Origin of the sequence: Prosthecobacter sp. (assembly GCF_044222345.1) — a bacterium.
GTDB lineage: Bacteria > Verrucomicrobiota > Verrucomicrobiia > Verrucomicrobiales > Verrucomicrobiaceae > Prosthecobacter.
Map to the genome: position 1 here is coordinate 46,088 of NZ_JBGANL010000016.1, position 23,886 is coordinate 69,973.

Consider the following 23,886-nt stretch of genomic DNA (forward strand, 5'->3'; position numbering starts at 1 on the left):
GTCAGACGGCGGGGCCTCCCTTTTGGCCGTGGATCATGCGCCAGCCTTCCTGCCGTGCAGGACGTGCATGCCGCCAGGCAAGGACGGCGGCGATCAGGAGGACCACGGGCCAGATGCAGGCGGTGAGAACTCCAAGATCGAGAAGGGCCGCCTTGTCAGCCGGTTGCGCTGTCGCATAACCCGCTGGCAACAACTGCGGCAGAGCGAAGGTGAACCTGGCCGTGCTGCTCTTCATGGCCAGAGGCATCACCATCAGGCTGCCGAGCGTCGCAATCACGACATTCACAAACAGCCAGAAGATGATGAAGGGAGGCAGCAGATCACGTGACTTGCGGGTGGGAAAAAGCTGCACCAGGGCAGCGATCATCCAAACCCCGGCGGCACTCACGACGACCAGCTTTGCCTCTTCGACACTGCGGGTCCAACCCACGCACCCCACCGCCAGCGCCACCAGCAATGCTGAGTAAACCAGCCCCGTGACCCAGCCCGGCGCCAGCAGCCACAGCGCAAGCCGACCCGGCCACCCGCGCTGATAAAAGGCGGCATAGACGGAAGGAACTTCATTCACGCGCTCGGTCAGGGCATCCATCATCAGCAGAGGAAGCACGCTGACAACCAGCGCAGCCATGGAGGCGACGCCCGCACTGGTGAGCCAGCCCAGCATCAGCAAGGACAGGATCATGAGCAGATGCACGGAGCGTTTGATCACGCTCAGGAGAGAAGCGGCCGGCGCGATGCGCGTGGCCGCCAGACTGAGAAAGAAGAAAATGGCCCAGGCCGACATTCCCACCGCCAGCAGTGGGACACTGCCACCGCCGGCCTTGGTGAAGAAAGTGAACATCGAGCCCGAAGACGTGCCGGGCCCCATGCGTGACATCATGATGAAAGAAAACGCGCCGCAGCCACCGATCATGAGCGGCAGAAAAACAACGACGGCCCGCAGCCAGAACTGGCGCTGCGTGGAGAGCGCCACGATCAGCGCGGCGATCACGACGCCCGCCAGCCATTTGTAAAACAATGCCGCGATCTCGCCGAAGAGATCCAAACCGCCAAAGACGAAACGGGCGACCACATACGGCAGGATGCTGAGCATGAGCAGCAGCGACTGTGAGGCGATGGCGGCCCATTTGCCGAAGATGATGCGCCCGGCTGAGAGGCGCGTGAGAGCCAGCATGTCCAGCGTGCCGGACTTCAGCTCATCCGCCACGGCGGAAAACCCGCGCAGAGGCATGATGATGCAGAGCACGAGCGTGACGATGCCGTCGAACCATCCGCTCACCACGGCGGCATTTTCCGCCCCGCCGCTCATGAGCGTGAGCAGCACCAGCATGAGATGCAGCGTGAGCAGCACACCGCCGAAGAGCCGCGTGCGCAGCCCCTGACGCAGCTCCTTGACCACCATCGGGGAAAGGCGGTCGGGGAAGTCTGAGAGGGTGAGGGCGACGTTCATGAGTGGGATGGCCGCAACGCAGGGCAAAAGAGGGGCCGGAGTTGATGCATTATTTTGCGTCTTCTGCGTTTTTTTGCGGCAAGATTGCCGGCAGCGGCGGTGGTTTGAAGGTGTTCTTGTCGATCTGGCCGAGCATGTCGATGAAGGCGTCTTCGAGACGGCGCTCTTCGCGGTGGTAGTCGAGCACGGGGAGGCCGTCCTGGATCATGCGGCGGAGCACACCCGCCAGGGTGGCCTCATCGGCAGCCTGAATGCGCAGACGCGCGCCGCGTTTGGTCTCTTCTTCGATCTTGATCAACGGGGCGGTGAGCGCCCATTCGATGAGCTTGGCGGGCTCGCCGGCGATCTGCACATTGACGAGTGTCTCGCCGGCGGTCGCGGTGCCGCGCACCATGCTTTCGGCATCGCCATGATGCACGATGCGGCCTTTGTCGATGAAGAGGAGGCTGTCGCACATCTCACCGAGCTCGCTGAGGATGTGGGAGCTGATGAGGATGGTCTTGCCCTCCTGCGCGAGAATGCGGATGAGGTTCTTCAGTTCCACACGCGCCTTGGGATCGAGGCCTGCGGCAGGTTCATCGAGGATGAGAATCTGCGGATCATGCAGCAGCGCGCGGCCCAGACAGAGGCGCTGGGTCTGGCCTTTGGACATCTTGTTGCTCATGCGGTCGGCCAGCGGCGTGAGATCGGTGAAGTCCATCACCTCCTGGATGCGGCGGAGGCGGTCCGCGCCTTTGAAGCCGAGGGCGCGTGCGTAGAAGTCGAGGTATTCGAGCACGGTCATGTGCTCGTAGGTGCCGAAGCTGTCCGGCATCCAGCCGAGCAGACGGCGCACCTTGGCGGGATGATGCACGACATTGTGCCCGCCCATGCAAACCCTGCCGCTGCCGGGAGAATCGAGCGTGGCCATGATGCGCATGGTGGTGGTTTTTCCGGCACCGTTTGCGCCGACGAACCCGACCACCCGGCCGTGGTCAATGCTGAAGGAGACGCCGTCCACCGCCTTCAAGGCGCCAAAGGTGCGGTGCAGATCCTCCACGACGACCGCAGGCTGGCTGCGATCCATCTCGTGAGCGGGGGCGGAATTTGAAACAGACGATGACATGAAGATCGAAGAGGCGGAGTTCAGGGCTGCGTGACGGGGCCGAAGACCACAATGCGATCGTCCTCCCAGCGGATGGAGGACAGGGTATCGAGGGTGAAATCAGGCGCCTGCCGGGCCTTCGCGATGAAGAAGGAACGGCGGTCCGCTGCTTGGATGAGCGAGGTCTGCAACGTGCTCACGGCAGGATCAAGAGCTGCATAGAACCAGGCGGTTTTTGCAGACGCATTCGTTTTGATCAGTGTCGCACTCTGCCCGGTGACCAGCGGTTTTTCGAGCTGCCACAGATCGCCCGCTGCATCGGTGTAATACAGTTCATCCACGGTGAAGCCGAGTGCTGAGATCAGAGTTGGTGCTGCGTCAGGTGCGGCACCAGCTTTGAGTTCCAAGCGGGCGCGCGTGGAGATGGCGGCGCGCAGCACCTGGCCCTGCTCCGCACGGCTTTGGAAAAAATTGCCGCGTCGTTCGCGTCCGTCCTGCGTCAGGTCTGCGGGCTGCACGTTGTTGGTGTTTTTCAGTTTTGCCCAGGGTGTGTCTGGCATGGTGAGGGGCTCTATGAGCACGGGCTGCTTCATCTCAAAAGCCGCGCCGAGAAGCACGCCCGTGCGGGAGACCTGCTCCTGCGTCACGTAGGCTGCCGCTTCATCCGGCTCCAAATCAATGGCAACAAAACGCCTGCCACTGCCGCCGATGCCGTCCTGCAGCAGGATGAGCACTACCATGACCAGACTGGCGCCGATGGAAAGCAGCGGTGTGGTGACGAAGAGCTTGTGCCGCCTGCCCGCAGGAGCCAGCACGAAGAGATTCACCGGACCCACCAGCAGGCCGAAGACGACGAGGAACACGATGACCTGCCATGAAGCAAAGCTGCGCGAGCCCAGCAGAGACAGCAGCGGCCATGAGCCTGACGTGGCATGGTCAGACCTGAGACTTTCCAAACGCACTTTCTCGCCCCAGTAGCGATTGATGGTCTCTCTTGCGGGCAGCGTCTTTCCATCCCAGGCAAAGACCGCGATTTTCCCCTGAGAGACCGACTTTGAACCTGCATCCGTCACCTCGGGCAGCCCCAGCGATGAAGCCGAGACACCCGGCGAGAGATAGACATGCAGCGCACCGCCCATCCGCACCCACTCCAGCAACGCGCGCTTCACACCTGGCTTCAGCTTCTGGCAGTCGGTGCTGCTGAGGAGAATGATGTCAAAACCACTGCAGCCCATCCAGGAGTCCGGAAGATCCGACACATCAAAGCGGCTGCCAAAAGTCACGGGGCCGCCGTAGTGGCCGCCACCGCTGGAGCGAAGCCTCGACTCCATCTCCTTGTTCAGCTGGGTGATGCTGAATTCGGCCAGCGTCTCGCTCAGGGCGAGGGCCGTGCGACCGGTGACGCGGTTTTCATGCTCGTATTTTGACCCCACATCAAAACCCGTGCCTGAGAAATCCACACGCAGCACATGGCCGGTAACGCTCACGCTTCTGTCCCCGTAGTCCACAGCCAGCGGCACCATGAACAAGGCCGACTGGGTGGAACGCGCGGAGACATCGAGCGCAAAGCTGCTGTGGTGCGCGTTTTGCCGATAGTGCTGGGTCTGTGAATGAAAGTCGAAACCCCAGCGCGCATTCCGGCCTGTGCCGTTCGTCGCCACGATGCGCATGGGCGCATAGCCCGAGGGAGGCAGCGGATCAAACACGCTGCGCACCTGCACCCGCGTGCCGGAGAGCGGATCCAGCTCGTCATTGGCGATGTTTTTCTGTGCATGCGCCGCCGTAGCCCCAAGCAGCAGCAAACTCAGCAGCAGACGGTGGAAAGTCTTCATGCGGCCTCCTTCAGCGTGCGGGGTGTCGCGAGATTTTGCACGGGCACTTCCGCGAGAATGGCACGCACCACGCCGGCGCTTGTTTTGCCGTCCATGCGCGCGGTGTAGTCCAGCAGGATGCGATGATTGAGCACGGGCAACGCCAGGGCCTGCACGTCTTCAAAGCTGGCATTGGGGCGGCCATGCATCAGAGCGCGCGCCTTGGAGGCGGCCGCCAGACTGAGCGCCGCACGCGGGCTGGCACCGAAGCGCACGCCCACCGCCGCCTGCGACTGCCCGGGATGCGTGGCATCGACGATTCGCGCGATGTAGTCCGCGACGATCTCGGGCAGGAAAATGCGCCGTGCCGTGGCCTGGATCTGCGCAAAGGCCTCGCGTGTGACCACGGAGGCCACCTGCGGTTCCACGCCGAGTTCGCGCTGGGTGACGATCTTGGCGAGCGTGGCGGCTGAATTGCGCAGCACCTCCAGCTTGAACAGAAATCGGTCCACCTGCGCCTCCGGGAGTGGGTAGGTGCCTTCGAGCTCGATGGGGTTCTGCGTGGCGAGCACGAAGAAAGGATCTGGCAGCGCGTGAGTCTGACCGAGCACGGTGACGCGGCGCTCCTGCATGGCTTCGAGCAGCGCGGACTGCGTCTTGGGGGAGGCGCGGTTGATTTCGTCTGCGAGCAGCAGATTGGTGAACACGGGCCCGGGTTGAAAGACAAACTCACGTTTGCCATCCACCTCCTGCAGCACGGGATTTCCGGTGATGTCGCCTGGAAGCAAGTCGGGGGTAAACTGGACGCGGCGGGTGGTGAGATTGAGGGCTTTAGACAGGCCTTTCACCAGCTCGGTTTTTCCCAGGCCGGGCAAACCTTCGAGCAGCACGTGGCCGCGTGCGATGACGCCGCAGAGCACCAGCTCGATGAGTTCACTCTGGCCGAAAAGCACCTCGTTCAGAGTTCGTCGCAGGGAATCGACGGGTAGGGAGGCTGACTGGATCTCTGAGTCTGAAGCGTAGGCGTCATTCATTCATCCGACTAAAACAAGAACCAAGGCATGAAGTCGAGTTGAAAACAGAACTTCACACACATTTCACAAACACCGTACGGCAGAAGGCGGACGATGCCTGGAAAACGACCACGAACGAAGGGTGGGCGCGTGGGTTTACCGGGAGGATGGAGGGCGATGGGCAAACCCTAGATCGAAGGCTGTGGGTGGTGCGTGAGTTTAAGGGATCAGGATGATCCCTCTCCTGCCGGAGGCGGCGGGCGGCTGCTACTTGAAAACGCGCTTCAGCACGGCCTTCTCGTCCGGGGTCAATGATTCGCGCCAGACCTGCTCGCCGCCTTGGCCGGCGTTTTGAATCGCACCGGCGGCCTGCGGGCCTTTGCGGGTCTTGTCCACTTCGTGTTTGCCATCCTGCAGTGCCAGCATGTTGCCCACCTGAGCGCGGGACATGTCGGTGTTTGAGACGGCTTCGTTTTTGTTCGTGCCGAAATCGTTTTCTTCATCGGAGAGCGTCAGCGGTGCGGTGCCCGGGCCACGCGTGACGCCGCCATTGCCGGGGCCCTCTCCCTCTTCCCCGCTGCCCTGGCCTTGTTTTTTCAGCAGTCCCAGAGCCTCAGCCAGTTTGTCGTCCTCGCCTTCGCCATCGCCGAGAAAGCCGGGGTTTTTGCACATGCCATTGCAGGCGCCCGCCTTCTTTTTCATCGACTCGCCGAGTTGTTTCATCTGCTCCTTGGAAAGGCTTTTCAGATTTTTGGGATCGAGGCCCGCAATCGACTTCAACAGCTCAGGATCAATCTCCAAGGAGCTCGACTTCATATCCGCCAGCGCCTGATCGAAGTCTTTGAGGAGCTGCTCCTTGGCTTCCACCGAAAGCTGGTCAGCGTAATTTTTCAGCGCATTGAGGCTGCGCTCTGCCGTGGTGAGATTTTGCGCCAGTTGTTTGATGTCACGCTGGAGCTGCTCCTTGAGCGTGTCGCCTGCATTGAGGCTCTCGTGGCTGAACCACTTTTCCGGCGGCTGGTCACGGAGTTCGGAGATCTTCGCGAGCTGCTCCTGTTTTTCCTCTTCGGTGACGATCTTGTCTTCCTTCAGCTTCTCCAGCCATTCTTCCATCTGCGCCCAGGCCTGGGGCTCCACGGTCGGCCCCTTGGCTTCGGCGTCCTGCGCGACTGGCAGCCAGATCGCGAGGGCCAGGCTGCCGGCAAAGGCGACGACGGGTCCGCCCACGGTCTGCCAGCGCCAGCGCCAGCCGTCGTCTGCGGAGGGGATCAACGCGGGCCAGGCACCACGGCCTGCGGCGGCTGTGGTCAGGGCATTGTGCAAGTGCAGTTCTGATTCAAGGCGCACCAGGGCCTGCGAGGTGGAGACAAACTGCCGCCGAGCGAGAAGCCAGCCTGTGATCATCAAAGCTGCAAAGCCAGACGCCATCCATGGCCAGACGTGCTGCCATCCCAACTCCATGCCGCGCGAACGGAGCGCAAAAATCACGACGAAACCGAGCACTCCCGCCATCACCAGAAGGGGCATGGCCCGAGCGAGCCACCAGCCGGCATTCACCTTGCGCCGCGTGCGGCACGCCTGTTTCAACCAGGCCGTGGAAAGCTGAGCTTGATCCGTCATGCCGGGATTCATATCCGATCAACCGCCGGATGACGAGCACAATAATTGACGCAGGCCGGTCCAACGTTTGCGGCTTTCCTGCTTGCTCACGGCGAGTGACAGAGCGCGCTCATCGCCAACGAGAACGCACAGCTTTTTAGCACGTGTGATGGCGGTGTAGATGAGGCTGCGCTCCAGCAGGACGTAGTGCTGCGTGCTGACGGGAATGATGACGCAGGGGAACTCGCTGCCCTGGCTTTTGTGAATGCTGAGGGCGTAGGCGAGCTGGAGTTCATCGAGCTCTCCGGGCTCGTACTCGACGAGGCGGTCGGCATCGTAGCGGACGTGCACTTTCACCGGATCGGGATCGATGGTGACGATGTGGCCGATGTCTCCATTGAAGACATTCTTGTCGTAGTTGTTGTGGGTCTGGATGACTTTGTCGCCAACGCGGAAGGTGACGCCGAAGCGCTCGATTTCGAACTTGAGCTCGTTGGGCGGATTGAGCGCGAGTTGCAGCGATTGATTGAGCGAGAGGGTGCCGAGGAGGTTGCGATTCATCGGCGTGAGCACCTGAATGTCGCGGATGGGATCGAGGCCGTATTTGTTGGCCAAGCGTGTGTGCGCCAGCTCGACGAGGGTGTGTTTGATCTCTTCCGGCTCGCTCTCCTGAAGGAAAAAGAAATCGCTGCTGCGCGAGGGTTTCAGATCGGGCACCTGCCCGCGATTGATCGCATGGGCGCTGGTGATGATGCGGCTGCTGGCGGCCTGACGGAAGATCTCGGTGAGCTTCACGCAGGGGACTTTTTCACTGGCGATCAAATCGAACAGCACCATGCCGGGGCCGACGGAGGGGAGCTGATCTGCGTCTCCCACGATGAGCAGATGCGCGCCGTCAGGGAGCGCTGCGAGAAACTGCGCCATGAGCGGGGCATCGATCATCGAGGCTTCATCGACGACGAACAGATGGCCTGCGAGGGGCTTGCCTCGATGTCGGCCCCACTGGCCTTCGCCCTGGTATTCGAGCAGGCGGTGCAGCGTCTTGGCTTCAAGGCCCGTGCTTTCGGTGAGGCGCTTGGCCGCACGGCCGGTGGGCGCGGCGAGCACGAGCTTGATCTGCTTGCTTTGCAGAATGAGCAGGATGCTGCGGAGGATGGTGGTCTTGCCCACGCCGGGGCCGCCGGTGATGATGAGCAGGCGATGACGCAGGGCCTCGCGCACGGCGCGCTGCTGGCTTTCGGCGAGTTCCTTGCCGGTTTTTTTCATCACCCAGGCGAGGGCGGCGTCTTCATCGATGCTCGGATAGGCGGCGGGCAGGGCGGCGAGTGACTTCACATTCGCGGCGATGCTTTGCTCGGCGGCACGGAGATAGGGCAGGTAGAGAAAAGTGATGTGGGCACTCTTGCCCGCAGTTCCGATCGCGGCGTCCTCATTGCAGGCAGGAGTGCCCGCATCACTATGGCGCTCGACCTTGTCCTCAGCAATGAGCGCTTCGATCTGTGGTGCGATCAAAGCCTCCACGCCGAGAAGGTCGATGGCTTTTTTGATCACCTCGGTTTCGGGAACGCAGCAGTGGCCGCTTCCGGCGGCGGTTTCGAGCACGTGAAGGATGCCTGCTTTGATGCGTTCGGGTGCGTCCTCCGCGACGCCGAGCTGATAGGCGATGTCGTCCGCTGTTTTGAAGCCGATGCCGCGAATGTCCTGCGCCAGACGGTAGGGGTTCTCTTTCAGCACCGCCTGCGATTCTTCGCCGTAGGTTTTGTAAATGCGCAGGGCACGGGAGGAACTGATGCCGTGCTGATGCAGGAAGAGCATGATGCCGTGGATCGACTTCTGCTTGATCCAGGATTCGCGGATTTCCACACGACGCTTCTTGCCCACGCCTTCGACGTCCTCGAGTTTCTTGGATTCGTTTTCGATGATGTCGAAGACCTTGGGCCCGAACTTCTCGACCATGCGTTTGGCGTACTTCGGCCCAATGCCTTCGATCAAGCCGCTGCCGAGGTAGCGCTCGATCCCTGCGAGCGAATCGGGGCGCCGGAGTTTGAGCGCGTCTGCTTTGAACTGCGGGCCGAAGTCGCGATTAGGCTCCCAGACGCCGCGGGCTTCGAATTCCTCGCCGGCGACGACTCGCGGAGCTTTGCCGATCAGGCTCACGACATCGCGTCGGCCTTCGGGGACGATTTTGAGGATGCAGTAGCCGTTGTCCTCATTGTGGAACACCACGCGGTCCACCAGTCCGCGCAGGACTTCGGATTTGGGGGTGTTTCGCGGAGGTGGCATGGGTGCAGGCTAGACAAGGATGCGCCTGCCTACAAATCCGATTGCCATTTGAATGCTTTGACGGAGTTGAACAGAGGCCCATTTGGCCACTACTTGAATGCCAATCAAACCTCCCTGTTTTGCTGGACCACTATCGACTGCAACTTCGTGACCAACTTCCCGTGATCCTGCGTCCGCTGCTGCCGGATGACCGGGAGCGGATCATTGAGGCCTTCAGGAGGCTTTCGCCTGAATCCACGTACTTCAGGTTTTGGACGAGCTTTCGCGGGGCCAATCCGACCTTCATTGATCGCCTCTGCGCGGAAGATCAGGGGCTGCATGCGAGCTGGCTCCTCGTCATCGAGGACAACGATGATGTCCCAGGCGTGGGAGGGGGCTCATTCTGGCGCATGGGTGAAGATGCAGACACCGCGGAAGTCTCCTTCACCGTGGCGGATGAGTTTCAGGGGCAAGGTGCAGGAACGATCCTGCTGGCGGCGATCTGGGAGCATGCGTACTCGATTGGCATCCGGAAGTTTGTGGCGCAGGTGCTGGATGAAAATCATGTGATGCTCACGTGGTGGACCAGTCTGGGTGCGGCCCATGTCAGGCATCCGCATGGAGGATGGGAGCTGACGCTCATGCTGGATGAGGCCGCGCTACCGGACACGTCTGCCGCCAACAGTTTGCGCCAAAGGCTGGCGTTTCTTCGCGCGGCATCCTTGCCTGCCTGATCTCGCGCTTTGAGCGCCTCACCCGGCATGCCGGATGCGGAACTCCTTGGGCGTCATGCCGGTGCGTTTGCGGAACTGCTGGGTGAAGGCGCTTTGATCGCAGAAGCCGTGGTCGAGGGCGATCTGGATGATGGGCGTGGAGGTCTTGGCCAGGGCTTCGGCGGAGGACTGGATGCGGGTGCGCAGCAGCAGCTCGTAGGGGCTGAGGCCGAGGGCCGCGCGGAGCTTGCGATGAAGGTGGCGCTCAGAGACGCCGGCGGCACGGGCGAGCTCCGCCGTGGTGACGACCTGCTGGCAATGTTCGCGGGCGTATTGAATGGCGGCGGTCACTTCGCGCACGTCGTGCTGGCGCATGCGGTCTTCATCGCGCCGGGTGATGCCCATGACGCCGATGACCTTGCCGCGCTTGTCGAGCACGGGGAGCTTGGTGCAGAGGAACCAGTTCAGGTTGTGCTGCTCGTCATACCAGACTTCGAGGCGGTTGATGAGCGGTTTTCCACTGCGGATGACTTTCTGATCGTCCTCGCGGTACGCCTTGGCGACCTCGGGAGGGAAGAATTTTTCGTCCATCGCGCCGACGAGGTCGCGCTCACTTTTGATGCCGAAGCGTTCATAGGTGGCGCTGTTGGCCGCGATGTGGCGCCCCTGGTCATCCTTCATGAAGAAGAAGACGCCCGGCATGTGCTCGAAGATGGCTCGCACGCCCTGGGGATCGGCGATCTGGGCGAAAAAATCAGCTTGGAGGCGCGGCAACGACATGGCCGGATTTTAACAAAAATTGGCAGCCTGTCACCAAACGAACGGCGGGTGGCGGAAGTATGTAGACGGCGATCATCTCCACCTCCGTCCGTCATGCACCTTCGCCTCCTTTCCTTCCTCGCCTTTGCCGGCACCGCCGCCTTCGCTCAAACGAAGCCGACTTACACCTTCCCCATCAAGGCGCTGACCGCCGAGGAGGAGCTGAAAACGATCGAGCTGCCGAATGGCTACTCCTTGGAGCTGGTGCTGAGCGACCCGATTATCAAGGAGCCGACGGCGATCGCCTTTGATGGCAATGGCAAAATGTATGTGGTGGAAATGCGGACGTACATGCAGGACATCGACGGCACGGACGAGCTGACGCCGAAGAGCCGCATCTCGCTGCATGAATCGACGAAGGGCGATGGCGTGTATGACAAGCACAGCGTCTATCTCGATAACATCCTGCTTCCCCGCATGGTGCTGCCGCTGGATGACCGCGTGCTGGTGGGCATCACGGATACGAATGACATCACGCTGCATCGCGATGCGAACGGCGACGGCGTGGCGGATGAGCAGTCGCCGTGGTATGTGGGCGGGCCGCGCGGCGGCAACATGGAGCATCAGCCGAGCGGGCTGGTGTGGGGATTGGACAACTGGATTTACACGACCTACAACGGCTACCGCCTGCGCTGGAATGGCAAGGAGGCGCCACTGAAGGAAAACACCGCGCCGAACGGCGGGCAGTGGGGTCTGGCACAGGATGACTACGGCAAGATGTGGTGGAGCAACGCGGGCGGTGAAAAGGGCCTGTGGAACTACCAGGCACCGATCCTCTACGCGGCGATCAATGTGCCGCAGCAGAAGAGCGAGAAGTTTGATACGGTGTGGCCCATCGTGGCGCTGGGGGATTTCCAGGGTGGCCCCGGCCGCTTCCATTCGCCGGAGGATCTGCGTTTGAATCATTTCACCGGCTGCGCGGGACAGACAGTCTATCGGGGTGATCGCCTGCCGAAGGAGCTGTATGGGAATGTGTTTCTGCCGGAGCCGGTGGGACGTTTGATCCGGCGTTCGATTGTGGAGATGAAGGATGGCATCACCACCGTGACGAATCCGTATGAGGCGGAGATGAGCGAGTTCATCCGCAGCAGCGACCCGAACTTCCGCCCGCTGAACATGACGACCGGGCCAGATGGCTGCCTGTATATTGTGGATGCGTATCGCGGCATCATTCAAGAAGGCAACTGGGTGAAGCCGGGCAGTTTCCTGCGCGGTGCCATCGAACCCACCGGGATGCAGCATGTGACCGGCCATGGCCGCGTGTGGCGTCTGGTGCACAAGGACTTCAAACCCGGCCCGCAGCCGAAGATGATCGGCGAAACACCTGCACAACTGGTGGCGCATCTCACGCATCCGAACGGTTTCTGGCGCGACACGGCGCAGCGCATGCTGGTGGTGAAAAATGACAAGTCCGTGGTGCCTGCGCTTGTTGAGATGGCCGCGAAGCATGCGAACCATCTGGCCCGCCTGCATGCGCTGTGGACGCTCGAAGGGCTCGACGCGATCACGCCTGACATCATCCACACCGCGATGAAGGATGCGCATCCGCAGATGCGTGCGAGTGGTATTCGCGTCGCGGAGACACTGCTGAAACGTAGCGCAGCCGTCCCGGCTGCGAAGGACGCAACCGAGACGGTCGCGCTACAGGCCGACATCAAGGCGATGCGTGCTGACAAAGATCCGACGGTGGTGCTGCAGACGCTTTACACCAGCCGTCACTTCAACTGGCCGAACTGGAAGCTCGAAGCGCAGACCGTGCTGATGACATCGCCCAGCATCGGCGTGAGGGAAATCGGTGCGCAGTTGCTCGTGGAAGCACCGAAGATCAGCGGCAGCTTCAGCAAGGACGAGAAGAAGCAGCTGGAGCGTGGTCAGGAAATCTTCCGCTCGCTTTGCTTCGCCTGCCACGGCTTCGATGGCAATGGCATGCCGATCGCGGGCCGTGAAGGCGCGACGCTGGCTCCACCGCTCGCGGGTTCCAAGACGGCAGTGCAGGGAGACGCCATCGTGCGCGTGATGATGAACGGCCTCACCGGCCCCATCAATGGCAAGACTTATGAGGCGCAGATGGTGCCGATGGCGACGAACAACGACCAGTGGATCGCCGATGTGACGAGCTACATCCGCAAGGCCTTTGGCAACAACGGCAAGCTGGTGCAGAAGAAGGAGGTGGAAAAGCTGCGCAAGGAGCTCTCCAAGCGCACCACGGCGTGGACCATCGAGGAGCTGCAGGCGCTGTATCCGCAGCCGCTGAAGAACCGTAGTGAGTGGAAGCTCACGGCCAGCAACAATGAAAAAGAAACAGCCAAGGCCGTTGATGGTGACATCGCCACGCGCTGGGACAGCCGCAAGCCGCAGACTCCGGACATGTGGTTCCAGATTGATCTCCCCGAAGCCACCGAAATCTCGGGCCTGGTGCTCGACACGGGCAAATCCCACAACGACTATCCGCGCCAGTACAAGATCGAGCTGTCACTCAACGGCAGTGAATGGGAGAAGCCCGTGCTTCAGGGCAAAGGCGATGCGGGAGCCGTCGAATACCTCTTCCCCAAACCTGCCAAGGTGAAATCCATCCGCATCTCACAGACCGGTGAAGTGAAAGGGACCTACTGGTCCATTCATGAGCTGGAGGTGCTGGGGGTGGTGAAGTGATTTTTCTCACGAGGTGCTGAAGAAGTACCCTCCCGTGCTGCCTGCTGCGGTTGCCTGATCCACCTCCCAGCAGATGTCATCCATCCTGCCCGCTCTGAAGAATGAGCCCCCATGCGTCCGGCTAGGTCATGTCTCCGCGCCATGTGCTCAAAGGGGCGGATGCGGACCATGCCTCATTTCTCTGCTCCTTCCGGGAGCCACTGGAAATGACTTCGATCAAGCAATGCGGTCGGATAAGACGGCATCTACAAGCGGTAAAACTTGGTGGCATTTCCCGACCACAGCTTGCGCTGATCGGCGAAGGGGCGTGAAGACACGATCTGGTCCAGGGCCTCGACCCAGCCACGCACGCGGCTGCCGAGGAGGCAGACGGGCCAGTCGCCGCCGAAGAAGACGCGGTCGGGACCAAAGGCATCGAGGCAGTGATTGACCACGGGGGCGAGGTCTTCGGTGCGCCATTCGCCGGGTGGCACGAAGGCGACGATGCCGCTGATTTTGCACATGACACCGGGGCAGGCGGCGACGGCGTCGATGCCGCGTTTCCAGCCGTCGGCGGTGCAGGTGCGTGGAAGGCCGGGGCCGAGCTTGGGGTTGAAGGCCTTGGGGTCACCATTGCCGCAGTGGTCGAGCACGAAGCGGGTCTCGGGGCACTGCTGGATGAGCTTCACGGCATCGTGCAATTCCGTGGGACGCATGGTGAGCTCGAAGTTGAGCCCGTGTTTGCCGAGCGTCTGGATGCCGCGCACGAAGTCCGGGCGCAGGCAGTAGCCACGCGGGGTGGAAGGGCCGTGCAACACCTGGCGCAGCCCTTTGACGATGCCAGTGCCTGCGTAGCGCTGCACGTAGCTTTCGAAATCTGCCGAAGCGGGACGCCCGCCGATGGTGGCGGCGATGGTCGGGGTGTTACGCGCGCGGATTTGCGCGACGATGGCGTCGGCTTCTTTGATGTGGTCCTTGGGGGCCACGTCCACCTCCATGTAGATGGCCTTCACGTTGAGGCCTTGGGTGGCCTCTTGGTACTCGGGCGTGAGGAAGGTGTGCTGCAGGACTTCAGGCGCGGTTTTGACCCAGGGTGGATTCACGAAGTTGCCGCCCCAGAGATGCTGATGGGTGTCGATGATCAGCTTGTCCGCCCGCCGGGTGGTCGTGTTGCAGGAAGAGGCGGTAAGGGCTGCGGCGGAGGCGGTGGCGGTGTGGAGGAACTGGCGGCGGTTCATGGTGATGGAGGCTGTACGTGCGGCGAAACGACACCTTGTCACCTCGTTTCAAAGCTTGGCCGAGTGAAGAGCTGAAACTGCGGCGTTTGAAGAGGAATGTCATTCTTCCGCATTGCGCTCGCCCTTCTGCCCATTGTCTCGTTTGCCGCCGATCAACCCCAGTGGGGCCAGGCCTGGACGCGCAATCTCGTTTCAGACGAAAAGCACCTGCCGGACTGCTTTGATCCCAGCACCAGGCAGAACGTGAAATGGGTGATGGACCTCGGTACGCAGGGGCACTCCACGCCGGTGGTGGCAGGCGGGCGCATCTTCATCGGCACCAACAATGCCAATCCGCGTGATCCGAAGCACGTTGGTGATCGGGGCGTGTTCATGTGCCTGGATGAAAAAGACGGCCATCTGCTGTGGCAGCTTGTGGTGCCGAAGCTGGAGGACGACAAATACTTCGACTGGCCGGACGTGGGCATGTCATCCGAAGCCACCGTGGAGGGTGATCGCGCGTATATGGTGACGAATCGCGGCGAAGTGGTGTGCCTGGACGTGCATGGCATGGCCAATGGCAACGACGGTCCCTATCAGGATGAAGGCAAACATCTGGCCCTGCGCGATCAACCCGCGCTGACGACGGGCCCCTTGGATGCGGACATCGTGTGGCTGCTCGACATGAAGGAGGCCTGCGGCATCTGGTGCCATGACAATGCGCACAGTTCCATCCTCATCCGCGGTGACCACCTGTACCTGAACACCGGCACGGGCGTGGACAACACGCATCGTTTCATCCGCAGGCCGGACGCGCCGAGCCTGATCGTGGTGGACAAGAAGACGGGGAAATACCTCGCGCGGGATGACGAACACATCGCGCCAAACATCTTCCACGCGACCTGGTCCTCACCGAGCTTTGCAGAAGTGGACGGCAAGCCCACGATCTTCTTTTGTGGTGGCAACGGCATCACCTACGCCTTTGAAACGCTGGAGAGCGCATCGCCGACGGATGCGGTGGTGACGCTGACGAAGCGGTGGCAGTACGACCTCGATCCCACCGCGCCCAAGACGCAGGTGCACCAGTTCACGCAAAACAAGCTGGAAGGGCCGAGCAACATCTACGGCATGCCGGTGCTCGCCGATGGCAAGCTTTTCATCGCCGGCGGCGGGGATGTGTTCTGGGGCAAAAACGAATCGTGGCTCAAATGCGTCGATCCGCGTGATGGCAAAGAGTTGTGGAGCCATGCCCTGGGCAAACACACCCTCTCCACCGCCGCCGTGCACGACGGCCTCGTCTATGCCACCGATGCCGACGGCACGGTGCATTGTGTCGATGAGAAAACGGGCGAAGGGATCTGGACCCACGCGATGAACGGCACTTTCTGGGCCTCGCCGATGATCGCCGACGGCAAGATCTACCTCGGCACCCGCAAAGGAAACTTCTGCGTGCTGGCCGCCGGCCGTGAGAAGAAGGTGCTCTGCAATCTCGAACTCAAAGCCCCCATCAGCGCGAGCACGACCATCGCGAACGGCGTCGTCTATGTGGCGACGATGAAGCAGCTCTGGGCGCTGGCGCTGCCTTGATGATTCAATGGCTTGGCGATGTCCAAATGGCAAAGACGACCAGGCCGAGCACCACGAGCGACAGCAGGATTCCAGACAGGCCATAGATGATTTCGAGGATCACCCAAAGCCGTCCATTTTCCCGCCACTCGCGGTGCTTCTTAAGCCGGCATGAACGTGAGAAGAGATAACTCCACCCGGCGAACATCGCTTTGAGCAATTCCATCCCGTGGATGTGATAACCAAAGCGCATGAGGCCGGGGGAGAATTGACTCACACGTGAATCGGATGCCCCTTGGCGACTTCCGTAGCCTCCTTGACCATCTCGGACAGGGTCGGATGGGCGTGGATGGTGGCTTCGATTTCGTCCCAGGTGGCTTCGAGATTCATGGCGAGGCCGATCTCGGCGATCATCTCGGTGCTTTCGCTGCCGATGATGTGCGCGCCGATGATCTCGCCGTGCGGTTCGCCGTAGAGGATCTTGACGAAGCCTTCGGGCTCGGCGGCGGCGAGGGCCTTGCCGCTGGCGACGTAGGGGAATTTGCCGACCTTGAACTTGAGACCCTTCTCCTTGGCGGCGCGCTCGGTGAGGCCGATGCTGGCCACCTGCGGATGGCAGTAGGTGCAGCCGGGGAAGACGCCGACTTTCTTGGGCTTGTGCTTGGTGAAGAGACCTTCCACGCACTGCACGGCTTCGTAGCTGGCGACGTGGGCGAGCCAGGGCGGCCCGATGATGTCGCCGGCACCGTAGATGCCTTTGACGGAGGTTTGATAGCGTTCGTCGGTCTGGAGCCAGCCGCGGTCGGAGAGCTTGAGCTCGATGCCGCCGGGCAGCACGGGGGCCACGCCGATGGCGACGAGGCAGACGTCTGCCTCAAGGGTTTCGTTGGCGGCGCCTTCGACGGTGATTTTCACGCCTTTGCCGTCCTCGGAAGTGCCGGTGACCTTGGTGTTGGTGAGGATGCGGATGCCAGCCTTGGTGAGGCTCTTTTCCAGGGTCTTGCTGACTTCGGTGTCTTCGACGGGGAGGATGTCTGGGAGCATTTCAACGACGGTCACCTTGGTGCCGTAGGCGTTGAAGAAATAGGCGAACTCGATGCCGATGGCGCCGGCACCGATGACGATGATGCTCTTGGGCTGCGTGGCGAGGGTCATGGCCTCCTTGCTGCCGATGACGGTCTTGCCGTTGAAGGGGAAGCCGGGCATCGGGCGGGTTTTTGCGCCGGTGGCGATGAGGATGTTGGCGGCATCGTGGGTGGCCTTGGTGCCGTCTGCGGCAGTCACTTCCACCTTGCCTGCGGCGGGGATGCTGGCGGTGCCTTTGAGGTAGTCGACCTTGTTCTTCTTGAAGAGGAACTCGATGCCCTTGTTGAGCTTGTCGCTGACGCCACGGCTGCGGCCGATGACCTTGGACCAGTCGTACTCGACGCTGCCGATTTTGAGGCCGAACTCCTCGGCGCGGTGGGTGATGGTGTGGTAGAGCTCGGCGTTCTTCAGGAGGGCCTTGGTGGGAATGCAGCCCCAGTTCAGGCAGGTGCCCCCGGCGCGGTCGTTTTCGACGCAGGCGACTTTTTTACCAAGCTGTGCTGCGCGGATGGCTCCGACGTAGCCCGCAGGCCCGCCGCCGATAACGATGAGGTCGTAGTTCATGTATTTTTGAGAGAGAAAGTGAGGGAGGGAGAGAAGCGCAGCCGGAAGGGATGTTCAACCGGTGAATCACCCTTCCAGGGCGGGACTTTTCCAGATGACGGCCAGGTAACATATGTTACGCTGGCATTATGAAACCCAAGGCGGTCATCATTACGGACCCAAAAAAGCTGTTCGCGATCTGCTCCAATCAGCCGCGCGTATCAGCGGAGCAGATGCGCAAATCCATTATGGCTGGAATTCGCAGCGGTCATACGCAGCCGCCCGTGAAGGCGAGTTAAGGCAGCTTGCCGCAGAACCGGACGCGGGCGCCCCTCCTTCCGACACCATGGGTGTAGGCGGAGAGCATGCCCTATTTGGCTCCGAAGCCTTGGGAAAAGTCATCAAACACACCCTGCCCGGTTTTTATGGTCGGATCATGGACGAGACAAAGCTGCTCGACGCACGTACCTTTCAGAACAAAACGCGGCTCATGATGCGGGCGGCGCTGCCCTCGGAATACCTGCGTCGGTGGGCGGTGATGACGGCTGTGTTTGGGATGCGCACGCACTACCTTGGCAAAGTCATGGGGTCTGATCACGAACCGCAGATGGCGGTGGAGCAGCCGTTCATCCCTGAGGATGAAAATCTGCCTGCGACGCTCGAAGACGCCGCCGCGTTCTTCACCGCCCATGGCTTTGAACGTGTGGCCGATGAACACATCATCAATCCCGAAGTTCATGGCGTGACGTGGTATCGGCAGCGCGACGGTGTTCTCGTCACCGATGCGCATGCGCGAAATTTCCGCCGTGACCTTGATGGCGTGCTCATCCCGGTGGATCTCGTCATCGCTTTGGTGCCGCCGGGGGCATCGGCACTGCTGCCAGCGGCAAAGAAGCTGTGGGAACCGGCCGAAGAAGACTGAGACTTGGCTTGAACAGAAGAGCCAATTCTGGCAACTTTCCTGCAGTTGAGCCGTTGGTTCTGGTTGATTCAAATGCACACTTCATTTCACCTTCTGCTGATCGTGGTCCTGCTGTGTGGGCGCGCCAACGCGGCGGAACAGCGCCCGAGTGTGGATAAGTCGCCCAAAACCGACCTCTCGGAGCTCCTGAAGATCCAGAGTGACGTGCAGAAGCTGCTGCCCCGGGTGCGCCAGGCACTGGTGGCGATCCAGACGGGGGGCGGCACGGCCAGCGGAGTCATCATTTCCGCCGACGGGCTGATGCTGACGGCCGCACACGTTCCCAACGGCCCGGGGAAAGACCTGAAGGTCATTTTGGAAGACGGCACCGTCACCACGGCCAAATCTCTGGGTCTGGACAAGACGACCGACGCAGCGCTGGCCCGGCTGAAAGACCGGGGCAAACCCTGGCCCTTTGTGAATCTGAGCCGTGAAGTGGCCAAGGCACAGCCCGGCGAGTGGTGCTTTGCCCTCGGCCACCCCGGGGGCTTTGACAAGGCACGCGGCCCGGTGCTGCGCGTGGGCAGGATCATCAAGCAAACCGCCAACAGCCTGCACAGCGACTGCGTGCTGATGGGCGGCGACTCCGGCGGCCCGCTCTTCAACTTCAATGGCGAGGTCATCGGCATCCACAGCCAGATCTGGGAGGGGCGGGACCAGAACGTCCACGTCTCCATGGCTCCCTTCCTCCGGTCCTGGGAGGCGATGCAGAAATCCCAGGTCATCAAGACCTGGGGCACGGGCGCGGGCGGCTACCTCGGCGTGGCCACCGTGATGAACGACCGGCTGGATCTGGAAGTGGCGGATGTGATCGACGCCTCACCCGCGCTGAAGGCTGGCATTCGCGCCGGAGATGTCATCCTGAGCGTCAATGGTGAAGCCATGACCGACCAGCAGCAGTTTAGCGCCGTCGTGAAAGCCCGGGCCGCCGGAGACACCCTCAAGCTCAGACTGCGCACCCACGACAAGGAACGCGACGTTTCCGTCCAACTGGCCCAAAAGCCGCAGGAGGAAGGACAGTAAGACAATGACGAATGACGAATTTAAAATGACGAATGACCGTCCTGGCGCGAGGCGCGCGAGGGCCATTTTGCCATTTGGATTTTGTCATTACGCCTTTCTCGTCCTCCTAAGTCCCCTTTTCCTTTACGCGGACCCGCCCCGCCTGCCCCTGCCGCAGGAGGACCGCACGAATGGGAAACACACGCTCGCGGCTGTGGAGAGGCTCAAGCCGCTGACCCTCGCGTGTGCTGCGCGCATCGAGAGCCCGCTGGGCCGCACCATCTGCACCGCCACCATCGTGGGTGAGGACGGCTATGTTTTGATCAAGGCCAGCGAGGTGCCCGAGCTGCAGAAAACACGCATCAAATTCAGCGACGGACGCACTGCGGACCTGCGCGAGGTGCACCGTGAGACGCGGCTGGACCTGGTGCTGGCCCAGGCGGTGGGCATCACCGGCCTGCGTGCGGTTTCGTTGGGTGGCGCGCGCTCACTCGGCCTCGGCCAGTGGCTGTGCAGCGTGGCGGATGCAGGCAAGGAAACGCGCATCGGCATTGTCAGCGCCAAAGCCCGCCGCATTCCCGGCGAGGGGGCTGCCATGGGCATCCGCATGGATGCCAAAGCGTCCAAGGATGGCAAAGGGGTGCGGATCGTCGGCATCGCCAGCGAAAGCCCCGCCGAGGCCGCCGGTTTGCGGGAGGACGACGTCCTCATCACCATTGCCGGTGAAAAGGTGGCGGCGCTGGATCGTGTTTATGACATCGTGAAAAAGCGCCAGCCCGGTGAGGTCATTGACATCCGCTACCTGCGCAAAGACAAAGAGGAGAGCTGCCGCGTCCGCCTGGCCAGCCGCTCCAAGGTGCTGAACAACTGGGAGGGTGAGGACTTCGCCAATGGCGGCGTTTCTCTGCGCAATGACAACTTCCCCGAAGTACTCCAGCATGACATCCCGCTGCTGCCCACCGACATGGGCGGCCCCGTGGCGACGCTGGAGGGCAAGGTCGTCGGCATCAACATCGCGCGCGTGGACCGTGTGACCACCTTTGCCCTGCCGGTGGAGGCGTTCTGGACGGAAGTGCAGCTGTGGATCAAGGCCGACCGCCATCCGCCAAAGGCGGTGCCGGCGCAATAAAGGGGTGCAAGCCTGCGTCTTGCGTGCAATTTCGCGTCTTGCGTGCAATTTCGCGTCCTGCTGCAAGCGGGACGCTTGCCCTACTCCTATGCGCTACCAACCTCTGCCCGCCGAATTGTTTGTTTCGAATCGTCAGCATCTGTATGCCAAGCTGCCGCCGCAGTCCGTCGTGATCGTGCATGCCAATGATGTGCTGCCGACGAATGCGGACGGCTCGCTGAGCTTTGTGCAGAACAGCGATCTGTTTTATCTGAGCGGGGTGGATCAGGAGGAGACGATTTTGGTGCTGTATCCGGATGCGGCTGACCCGAAGCAGCGGGAGATGCTGTTTGTGCGCGAGACGAACGAGCACATCGCGGTGTGGGAAGGCGAAAAGCTGACGAAGGCGCAGGCCACGGAGCGCAGCGGCATCACGCGCGTGCACTGGCTGGAGGATTTTGAGGTGCAGTTCCGCAGCGTCATGTGCCAGGCGGATCATGTGTTCCTGAACTCGAACGAGCACCCGCGTGCCACCATCCCCACGGAAACGCGGGAGATGCGCTTCACGCAGCGCTGCCAGCGTGAGTATCCGCTGCACGACTACCGCCGTCTGGCGCAGCTGATGCATGAGCTGCGCGTCATCAAGAGCCCGCATGAAATCACCGCGCTGAATGAAGCGATTCGCATCACCAGTGATGGCTTCAATCGTTTGCTGAAATTTGTGAAGCCGGGCGTGCAGGAGTTCGAGATCGAGGCGGAGCTTTCGCATGAGTTCATCCGCCAGCGGGCGCGCGGCTTTGCCTACACGCCGATCATCGCCAGCGGCGCGAATGCCTGTGTGCTGCACTACATCACCAATCATTGTGAGTGCCAGGATGGCGAGATGCTGCTGCTGGATGTGGCGGCGAACTACGGAAACTACAACGCCGACCTGACGCGGACGATTCCGGTGAACGGCAAGTTCACGCCACGCCAGCGCCAGGTCTATGACGCCGTGCTGCGGGTCTTCAAAAAATGCTGCCAGATGCTGCGCCCCGGCGTGATCATTCGCGAGTATCAGGAGGAAGTGGGCAAGCTGATGGAGAAGGAACTGCTGGGCCTCGGTTTGATCACGGAGGAGGACATCGCCAAACAGGACCCCGAAAAGCCGGCGTATAAAAAATATTTCCCGCACGGCACCTCGCATCCGCTGGGCATCGACGTGCATGACGTGGGCCACATGTGGAAGCCTGTGCAGCCTGGGATGGTCTTCACCGTGGAGCCCGGCATCTACATCCGGGAGGAGAAGCTGGGTGTGCGCCTGGAGAACAACATCTTCATCGGCGAGCATGAGAACATCGATCTCATGGCGCACATTCCGATCGAGGCGGATGAGATTGAGTCTGCGATGGCAGGCTGACGCGGGAGGGCCGGACGCACCGCATTCTTAGCTCCCCTCCTTGATCTTGAAGCCGATGTAAACGCCGGAGCTGATACCCATCAGGCCAAGGAGTTCGTTGCTGAACAGCGGCATGGCGTAGTCGGAAAGGACGCCGTTTACAAAGACGACGGCAAGCACCAGAGTCCAGGCGAACATCTGAAAGCGATGGATGGTCATGCCTTCGTCAGAACTCAGAATGTCGATGAACCAGTTCATGACGACGTTGTCTGATGCGTTCTCGGGTTCACGCTTTTTCGCATCCCACTCCCTCTTCTCAGAGATGATGGCGGCAAACATGGACGTGCCGCCACTGATACCCATGAGGATGAGCGCGGTGTTGTTCACGCCTGCCAGGCTTCCAGTTGTGGACCAGAGAAAGACAAACGAGCCAATGATAATGAAGAACCAGATGGACATCTGCAGCCGCGCAAGACTCAACGGATGCGCGTGCTGGTGCCAGTAATTCGGCGCCGGCTGAGTACGGTTCGTCAGCGTGATACCGGTGTCACGGAGCACATCTGAAGTCGGAACCTTCCAAATGAACAGCCCCAGGCAGCCTGCAATGATGCCCATGCTGGTCCAGAACTCCCAGCGGAACAAGGGAATCTCAAGACGAAAACCGCTGTCCACGCCGATGTAGTTTTTCCTGCCGTTGTCTGATACATACGTCAGAGCCATGTCACCGACCATGCAGGTCATCGGGCTGGATTTCAGCAGTCTCAGCCATGCGTCCTTGTCTTTGTTGATGTCACGCAAACTGAAGCGCAGGAGAAAGAGCGACTTTTCCAGGTCAATCATTTCAGCCACATCCGTGGGATGAAGTTTGTCAAACGTTTCACCGCCGATTCGGAGTCGAAAGTTCAAGCTCAAGGGTTTGAAGCCGTGTTTGACGAATCGCTTCGCAGTCTCGACCTGTGTGTTGAGCGTCGCCTCCTTTTTTTCCGCGTCCTTGAGTGCCAAATCGGCTTTCCCGCGCTCCACATTGAGCACGTTCAACGTCGGAGCATCGGACGCCTTTGCGATGCGCTCAGCGTCAATGCTGTCGAGTTTGATTTTCAGAGCTGCGCGGTCAAGCGCGACGCGTTTCAATTGATCATCACCCGTCTTGTCGACGACCAATTTCCAATTTTTCGCATATTCGGAATCGGGATCCGACAGTTCGCTGAGCAGGCCGTCGAGGTCGTTGATGACGACAAAGACATCGGAGGAAAAATTTGCCTCGAGCGAACTGTCGGAGGAAATGAGCCGATACTTTCCGTCTTCCAGGATTTCGCCAAAAGCTAGAATCTTTGGCAGGGAGGATGGCAAAACACGCTCTCTTACCGCCTTGCCGAGATTCGCCTTGCCCACGACTGTGAGTCCGTGCTCGTCCTCTGCGGAAGCTGAGAAGCCACACACAAGGAAACAAAGCACTAGGAATCTAAATATGCTGAGCAGAAAAAGTGAGAACTTCATGGCAAAATAATGAACTTGTGTGACACAGTTATTTAGCGAGTCTATTTGCAATAGACTCACATTCCAACCTAAAACTCCATCTCAAAAGAGGGCTGGAAATCGACGATTCCCACGCTCGTCGTGACTTATCTTGCTTGAAGGGCGCA

Annotated in this window: 18 protein-coding genes; 7 read left to right on the plus strand and 11 right to left on the minus strand. The window is 60.9% G+C overall.

All coding sequences use genetic code 11. The annotated features are described in order from the left end of the window. Position 1: 1 nt before the first annotated feature. From ACILSL_RS10775 to ACILSL_RS10800, 6 genes are all read right to left on the minus strand, one after another. Complete coding sequence (locus ACILSL_RS10775) at positions 2–1,450, minus strand: hypothetical protein (RefSeq protein ID WP_395732030.1); 1,449 nt, start codon at positions 1,448–1,450, stop codon at positions 2–4. A gap of 49 nt (positions 1,451–1,499) precedes the next feature. Beyond that, on the minus strand, positions 1,500–2,555 hold the full coding sequence (locus tag ACILSL_RS10780) for an ABC transporter ATP-binding protein (RefSeq protein WP_395732031.1): 1,056 nt from the start codon (positions 2,553–2,555) through the stop codon (positions 1,500–1,502). A gap of 20 nt (positions 2,556–2,575) precedes the next feature. Next, positions 2,576–4,366, minus strand: coding sequence for a hypothetical protein (locus ACILSL_RS10785; RefSeq protein ID WP_395732032.1), 1,791 nt, complete (start codon positions 4,364–4,366; stop codon positions 2,576–2,578). After that, positions 4,363–5,379 carry an AAA family ATPase gene (locus ACILSL_RS10790; RefSeq protein WP_395732033.1) on the minus strand — a complete coding sequence of 339 codons (1,017 nt, stop codon included), beginning with the start codon at positions 5,377–5,379 and terminating at the stop codon, positions 4,363–4,365. Before ACILSL_RS10790 ends, ACILSL_RS10785 begins: the two co-directional genes overlap by 4 nt. 246 nt (positions 5,380–5,625) lie before the next feature. After that, the gene (locus ACILSL_RS10795; RefSeq protein ID WP_395732034.1) at positions 5,626–6,978 is read right to left on the minus strand and encodes a hypothetical protein; all 1,353 of its coding nucleotides are present in this window, start codon (positions 6,976–6,978) and stop codon (positions 5,626–5,628) included. Between the two features lie 18 nt (positions 6,979–6,996). Then, on the minus strand, positions 6,997–9,240 hold the full coding sequence (locus ACILSL_RS10800) for an ATP-dependent RecD-like DNA helicase (protein WP_395732035.1): 2,244 nt from the start codon (positions 9,238–9,240) through the stop codon (positions 6,997–6,999). A 161-nt stretch (positions 9,241–9,401) separates the two neighbouring features. On the opposite strand from ACILSL_RS10800, the gene ACILSL_RS10805 reads away from it, so the two are divergent. Beyond that, the gene (locus ACILSL_RS10805) at positions 9,402–9,953 is read left to right on the plus strand and encodes a GNAT family N-acetyltransferase (RefSeq protein ID WP_395732036.1); all 552 of its coding nucleotides are present in this window, start codon (positions 9,402–9,404) and stop codon (positions 9,951–9,953) included. A gap of 18 nt (positions 9,954–9,971) precedes the next feature. Here ACILSL_RS10805 and ACILSL_RS10810 read toward each other — a convergent pair whose 3' ends face one another. Continuing rightward, complete coding sequence (locus tag ACILSL_RS10810; protein ID WP_395732037.1) at positions 9,972–10,712, minus strand: helix-turn-helix domain-containing protein; 741 nt, start codon at positions 10,710–10,712, stop codon at positions 9,972–9,974. Positions 10,713–10,805: 93 nt separating this feature from the next. Between ACILSL_RS10810 and ACILSL_RS10815 the strand changes: the two genes are divergently transcribed. Continuing rightward, on the plus strand, positions 10,806–13,403 hold the full coding sequence (locus ACILSL_RS10815) for a discoidin domain-containing protein (RefSeq protein ID WP_395732038.1): 2,598 nt from the start codon (positions 10,806–10,808) through the stop codon (positions 13,401–13,403). 245 nt (positions 13,404–13,648) lie between these two features. Here the strand turns inward: ACILSL_RS10815 and ACILSL_RS10820 are convergent, their stop codons facing one another. Then, entirely contained in the window at positions 13,649–14,620 is a 972-nt protein-coding gene (locus ACILSL_RS10820; RefSeq protein ID WP_395732039.1) for an amidohydrolase family protein, read from the minus strand. A gap of 96 nt (positions 14,621–14,716) precedes the next feature. On the opposite strand from ACILSL_RS10820, the gene ACILSL_RS10825 reads away from it, so the two are divergent. Continuing rightward, positions 14,717–16,186 (plus strand): PQQ-binding-like beta-propeller repeat protein, encoded by a 1,470-nt coding sequence (locus ACILSL_RS10825; RefSeq protein ID WP_395732040.1) that lies wholly within the window; start codon positions 14,717–14,719, stop codon positions 16,184–16,186. A gap of 4 nt (positions 16,187–16,190) precedes the next feature. Here ACILSL_RS10825 and ACILSL_RS10830 read toward each other — a convergent pair whose 3' ends face one another. After that, positions 16,191–16,418, minus strand: a complete 228-nt coding sequence (locus ACILSL_RS10830; protein WP_395732041.1) for a hypothetical protein — start codon at positions 16,416–16,418, stop codon at positions 16,191–16,193. 20 nt (positions 16,419–16,438) lie between these two features. After that, on the minus strand, positions 16,439–17,815 hold the full coding sequence (gene lpdA / locus ACILSL_RS10835) for a dihydrolipoyl dehydrogenase (protein WP_395732042.1): 1,377 nt from the start codon (positions 17,813–17,815) through the stop codon (positions 16,439–16,441). Between the two features lie 415 nt (positions 17,816–18,230). On the opposite strand from lpdA, the gene ACILSL_RS10840 reads away from it, so the two are divergent. From ACILSL_RS10840 to ACILSL_RS10855, 4 genes are all read left to right on the plus strand, one after another. Then, complete coding sequence (locus tag ACILSL_RS10840) at positions 18,231–18,716, plus strand: hypothetical protein (protein ID WP_395732043.1); 486 nt, start codon at positions 18,231–18,233, stop codon at positions 18,714–18,716. A gap of 72 nt (positions 18,717–18,788) precedes the next feature. After that, positions 18,789–19,778 carry a S1C family serine protease gene (locus ACILSL_RS10845; protein ID WP_395732044.1) on the plus strand — a complete coding sequence of 330 codons (990 nt, stop codon included), beginning with the start codon at positions 18,789–18,791 and terminating at the stop codon, positions 19,776–19,778. A 4-nt stretch (positions 19,779–19,782) separates the two neighbouring features. After that, positions 19,783–20,886 (plus strand): PDZ domain-containing protein, encoded by a 1,104-nt coding sequence (locus tag ACILSL_RS10850; protein ID WP_395732045.1) that lies wholly within the window; start codon positions 19,783–19,785, stop codon positions 20,884–20,886. Between the two features lie 88 nt (positions 20,887–20,974). Continuing rightward, positions 20,975–22,264, plus strand: a complete 1,290-nt coding sequence (locus ACILSL_RS10855; protein WP_395732046.1) for an aminopeptidase P N-terminal domain-containing protein — start codon at positions 20,975–20,977, stop codon at positions 22,262–22,264. A 27-nt stretch (positions 22,265–22,291) separates the two neighbouring features. Here ACILSL_RS10855 and ACILSL_RS10860 read toward each other — a convergent pair whose 3' ends face one another. Next, positions 22,292–23,740, minus strand: coding sequence for a hypothetical protein (locus ACILSL_RS10860; RefSeq protein ID WP_395732047.1), 1,449 nt, complete (start codon positions 23,738–23,740; stop codon positions 22,292–22,294). Positions 23,741–23,886: the final 146 nt, after the last annotated feature.

What these genes read in the sequence shown, in the direction of transcription:
- ACILSL_RS10775 (WP_395732030.1), bottom strand. Translation starts at nt 1,450, where the DNA reads ATGAACGTCGCCCTCACCCTCTCAGACTTCCCCGACCGCCTTTCCCCG.
- ACILSL_RS10780 (WP_395732031.1), bottom strand. Translation starts at nt 2,555, where the DNA reads ATGTCATCGTCTGTTTCAAATTCCGCCCCCGCTCACGAGATGGATCGC.
- ACILSL_RS10785 (WP_395732032.1), bottom strand. Translation starts at nt 4,366, where the DNA reads ATGAAGACTTTCCACCGTCTGCTGCTGAGTTTGCTGCTGCTTGGGGCT.
- ACILSL_RS10790 (WP_395732033.1), bottom strand. Translation starts at nt 5,379, where the DNA reads ATGAATGACGCCTACGCTTCAGACTCAGAGATCCAGTCAGCCTCCCTA.
- ACILSL_RS10795 (WP_395732034.1), bottom strand. Translation starts at nt 6,978, where the DNA reads ATGACGGATCAAGCTCAGCTTTCCACGGCCTGGTTGAAACAGGCGTGC.
- ACILSL_RS10800 (WP_395732035.1), bottom strand. Translation starts at nt 9,240, where the DNA reads ATGCCACCTCCGCGAAACACCCCCAAATCCGAAGTCCTGCGCGGACTG.
- ACILSL_RS10810 (WP_395732037.1), bottom strand. Translation starts at nt 10,712, where the DNA reads ATGTCGTTGCCGCGCCTCCAAGCTGATTTTTTCGCCCAGATCGCCGAT.
- ACILSL_RS10815 (WP_395732038.1), top strand. Translation starts at nt 10,806, where the DNA reads ATGCACCTTCGCCTCCTTTCCTTCCTCGCCTTTGCCGGCACCGCCGCC.
- ACILSL_RS10820 (WP_395732039.1), bottom strand. Translation starts at nt 14,620, where the DNA reads ATGAACCGCCGCCAGTTCCTCCACACCGCCACCGCCTCCGCCGCAGCC.
- ACILSL_RS10825 (WP_395732040.1), top strand. Translation starts at nt 14,717, where the DNA reads ATGTCATTCTTCCGCATTGCGCTCGCCCTTCTGCCCATTGTCTCGTTT.
- ACILSL_RS10830 (WP_395732041.1), bottom strand. Translation starts at nt 16,418, where the DNA reads ATGCGCTTTGGTTATCACATCCACGGGATGGAATTGCTCAAAGCGATG.
- lpdA (WP_395732042.1), bottom strand. Translation starts at nt 17,815, where the DNA reads ATGAACTACGACCTCATCGTTATCGGCGGCGGGCCTGCGGGCTACGTC.
- ACILSL_RS10840 (WP_395732043.1), top strand. Translation starts at nt 18,231, where the DNA reads ATGGACGAGACAAAGCTGCTCGACGCACGTACCTTTCAGAACAAAACG.
- ACILSL_RS10845 (WP_395732044.1), top strand. Translation starts at nt 18,789, where the DNA reads ATGCACACTTCATTTCACCTTCTGCTGATCGTGGTCCTGCTGTGTGGG.
- ACILSL_RS10850 (WP_395732045.1), top strand. Translation starts at nt 19,783, where the DNA reads ATGACGAATGACGAATTTAAAATGACGAATGACCGTCCTGGCGCGAGG.
- ACILSL_RS10855 (WP_395732046.1), top strand. Translation starts at nt 20,975, where the DNA reads ATGCGCTACCAACCTCTGCCCGCCGAATTGTTTGTTTCGAATCGTCAG.
- ACILSL_RS10860 (WP_395732047.1), bottom strand. Translation starts at nt 23,740, where the DNA reads ATGAAGTTCTCACTTTTTCTGCTCAGCATATTTAGATTCCTAGTGCTT.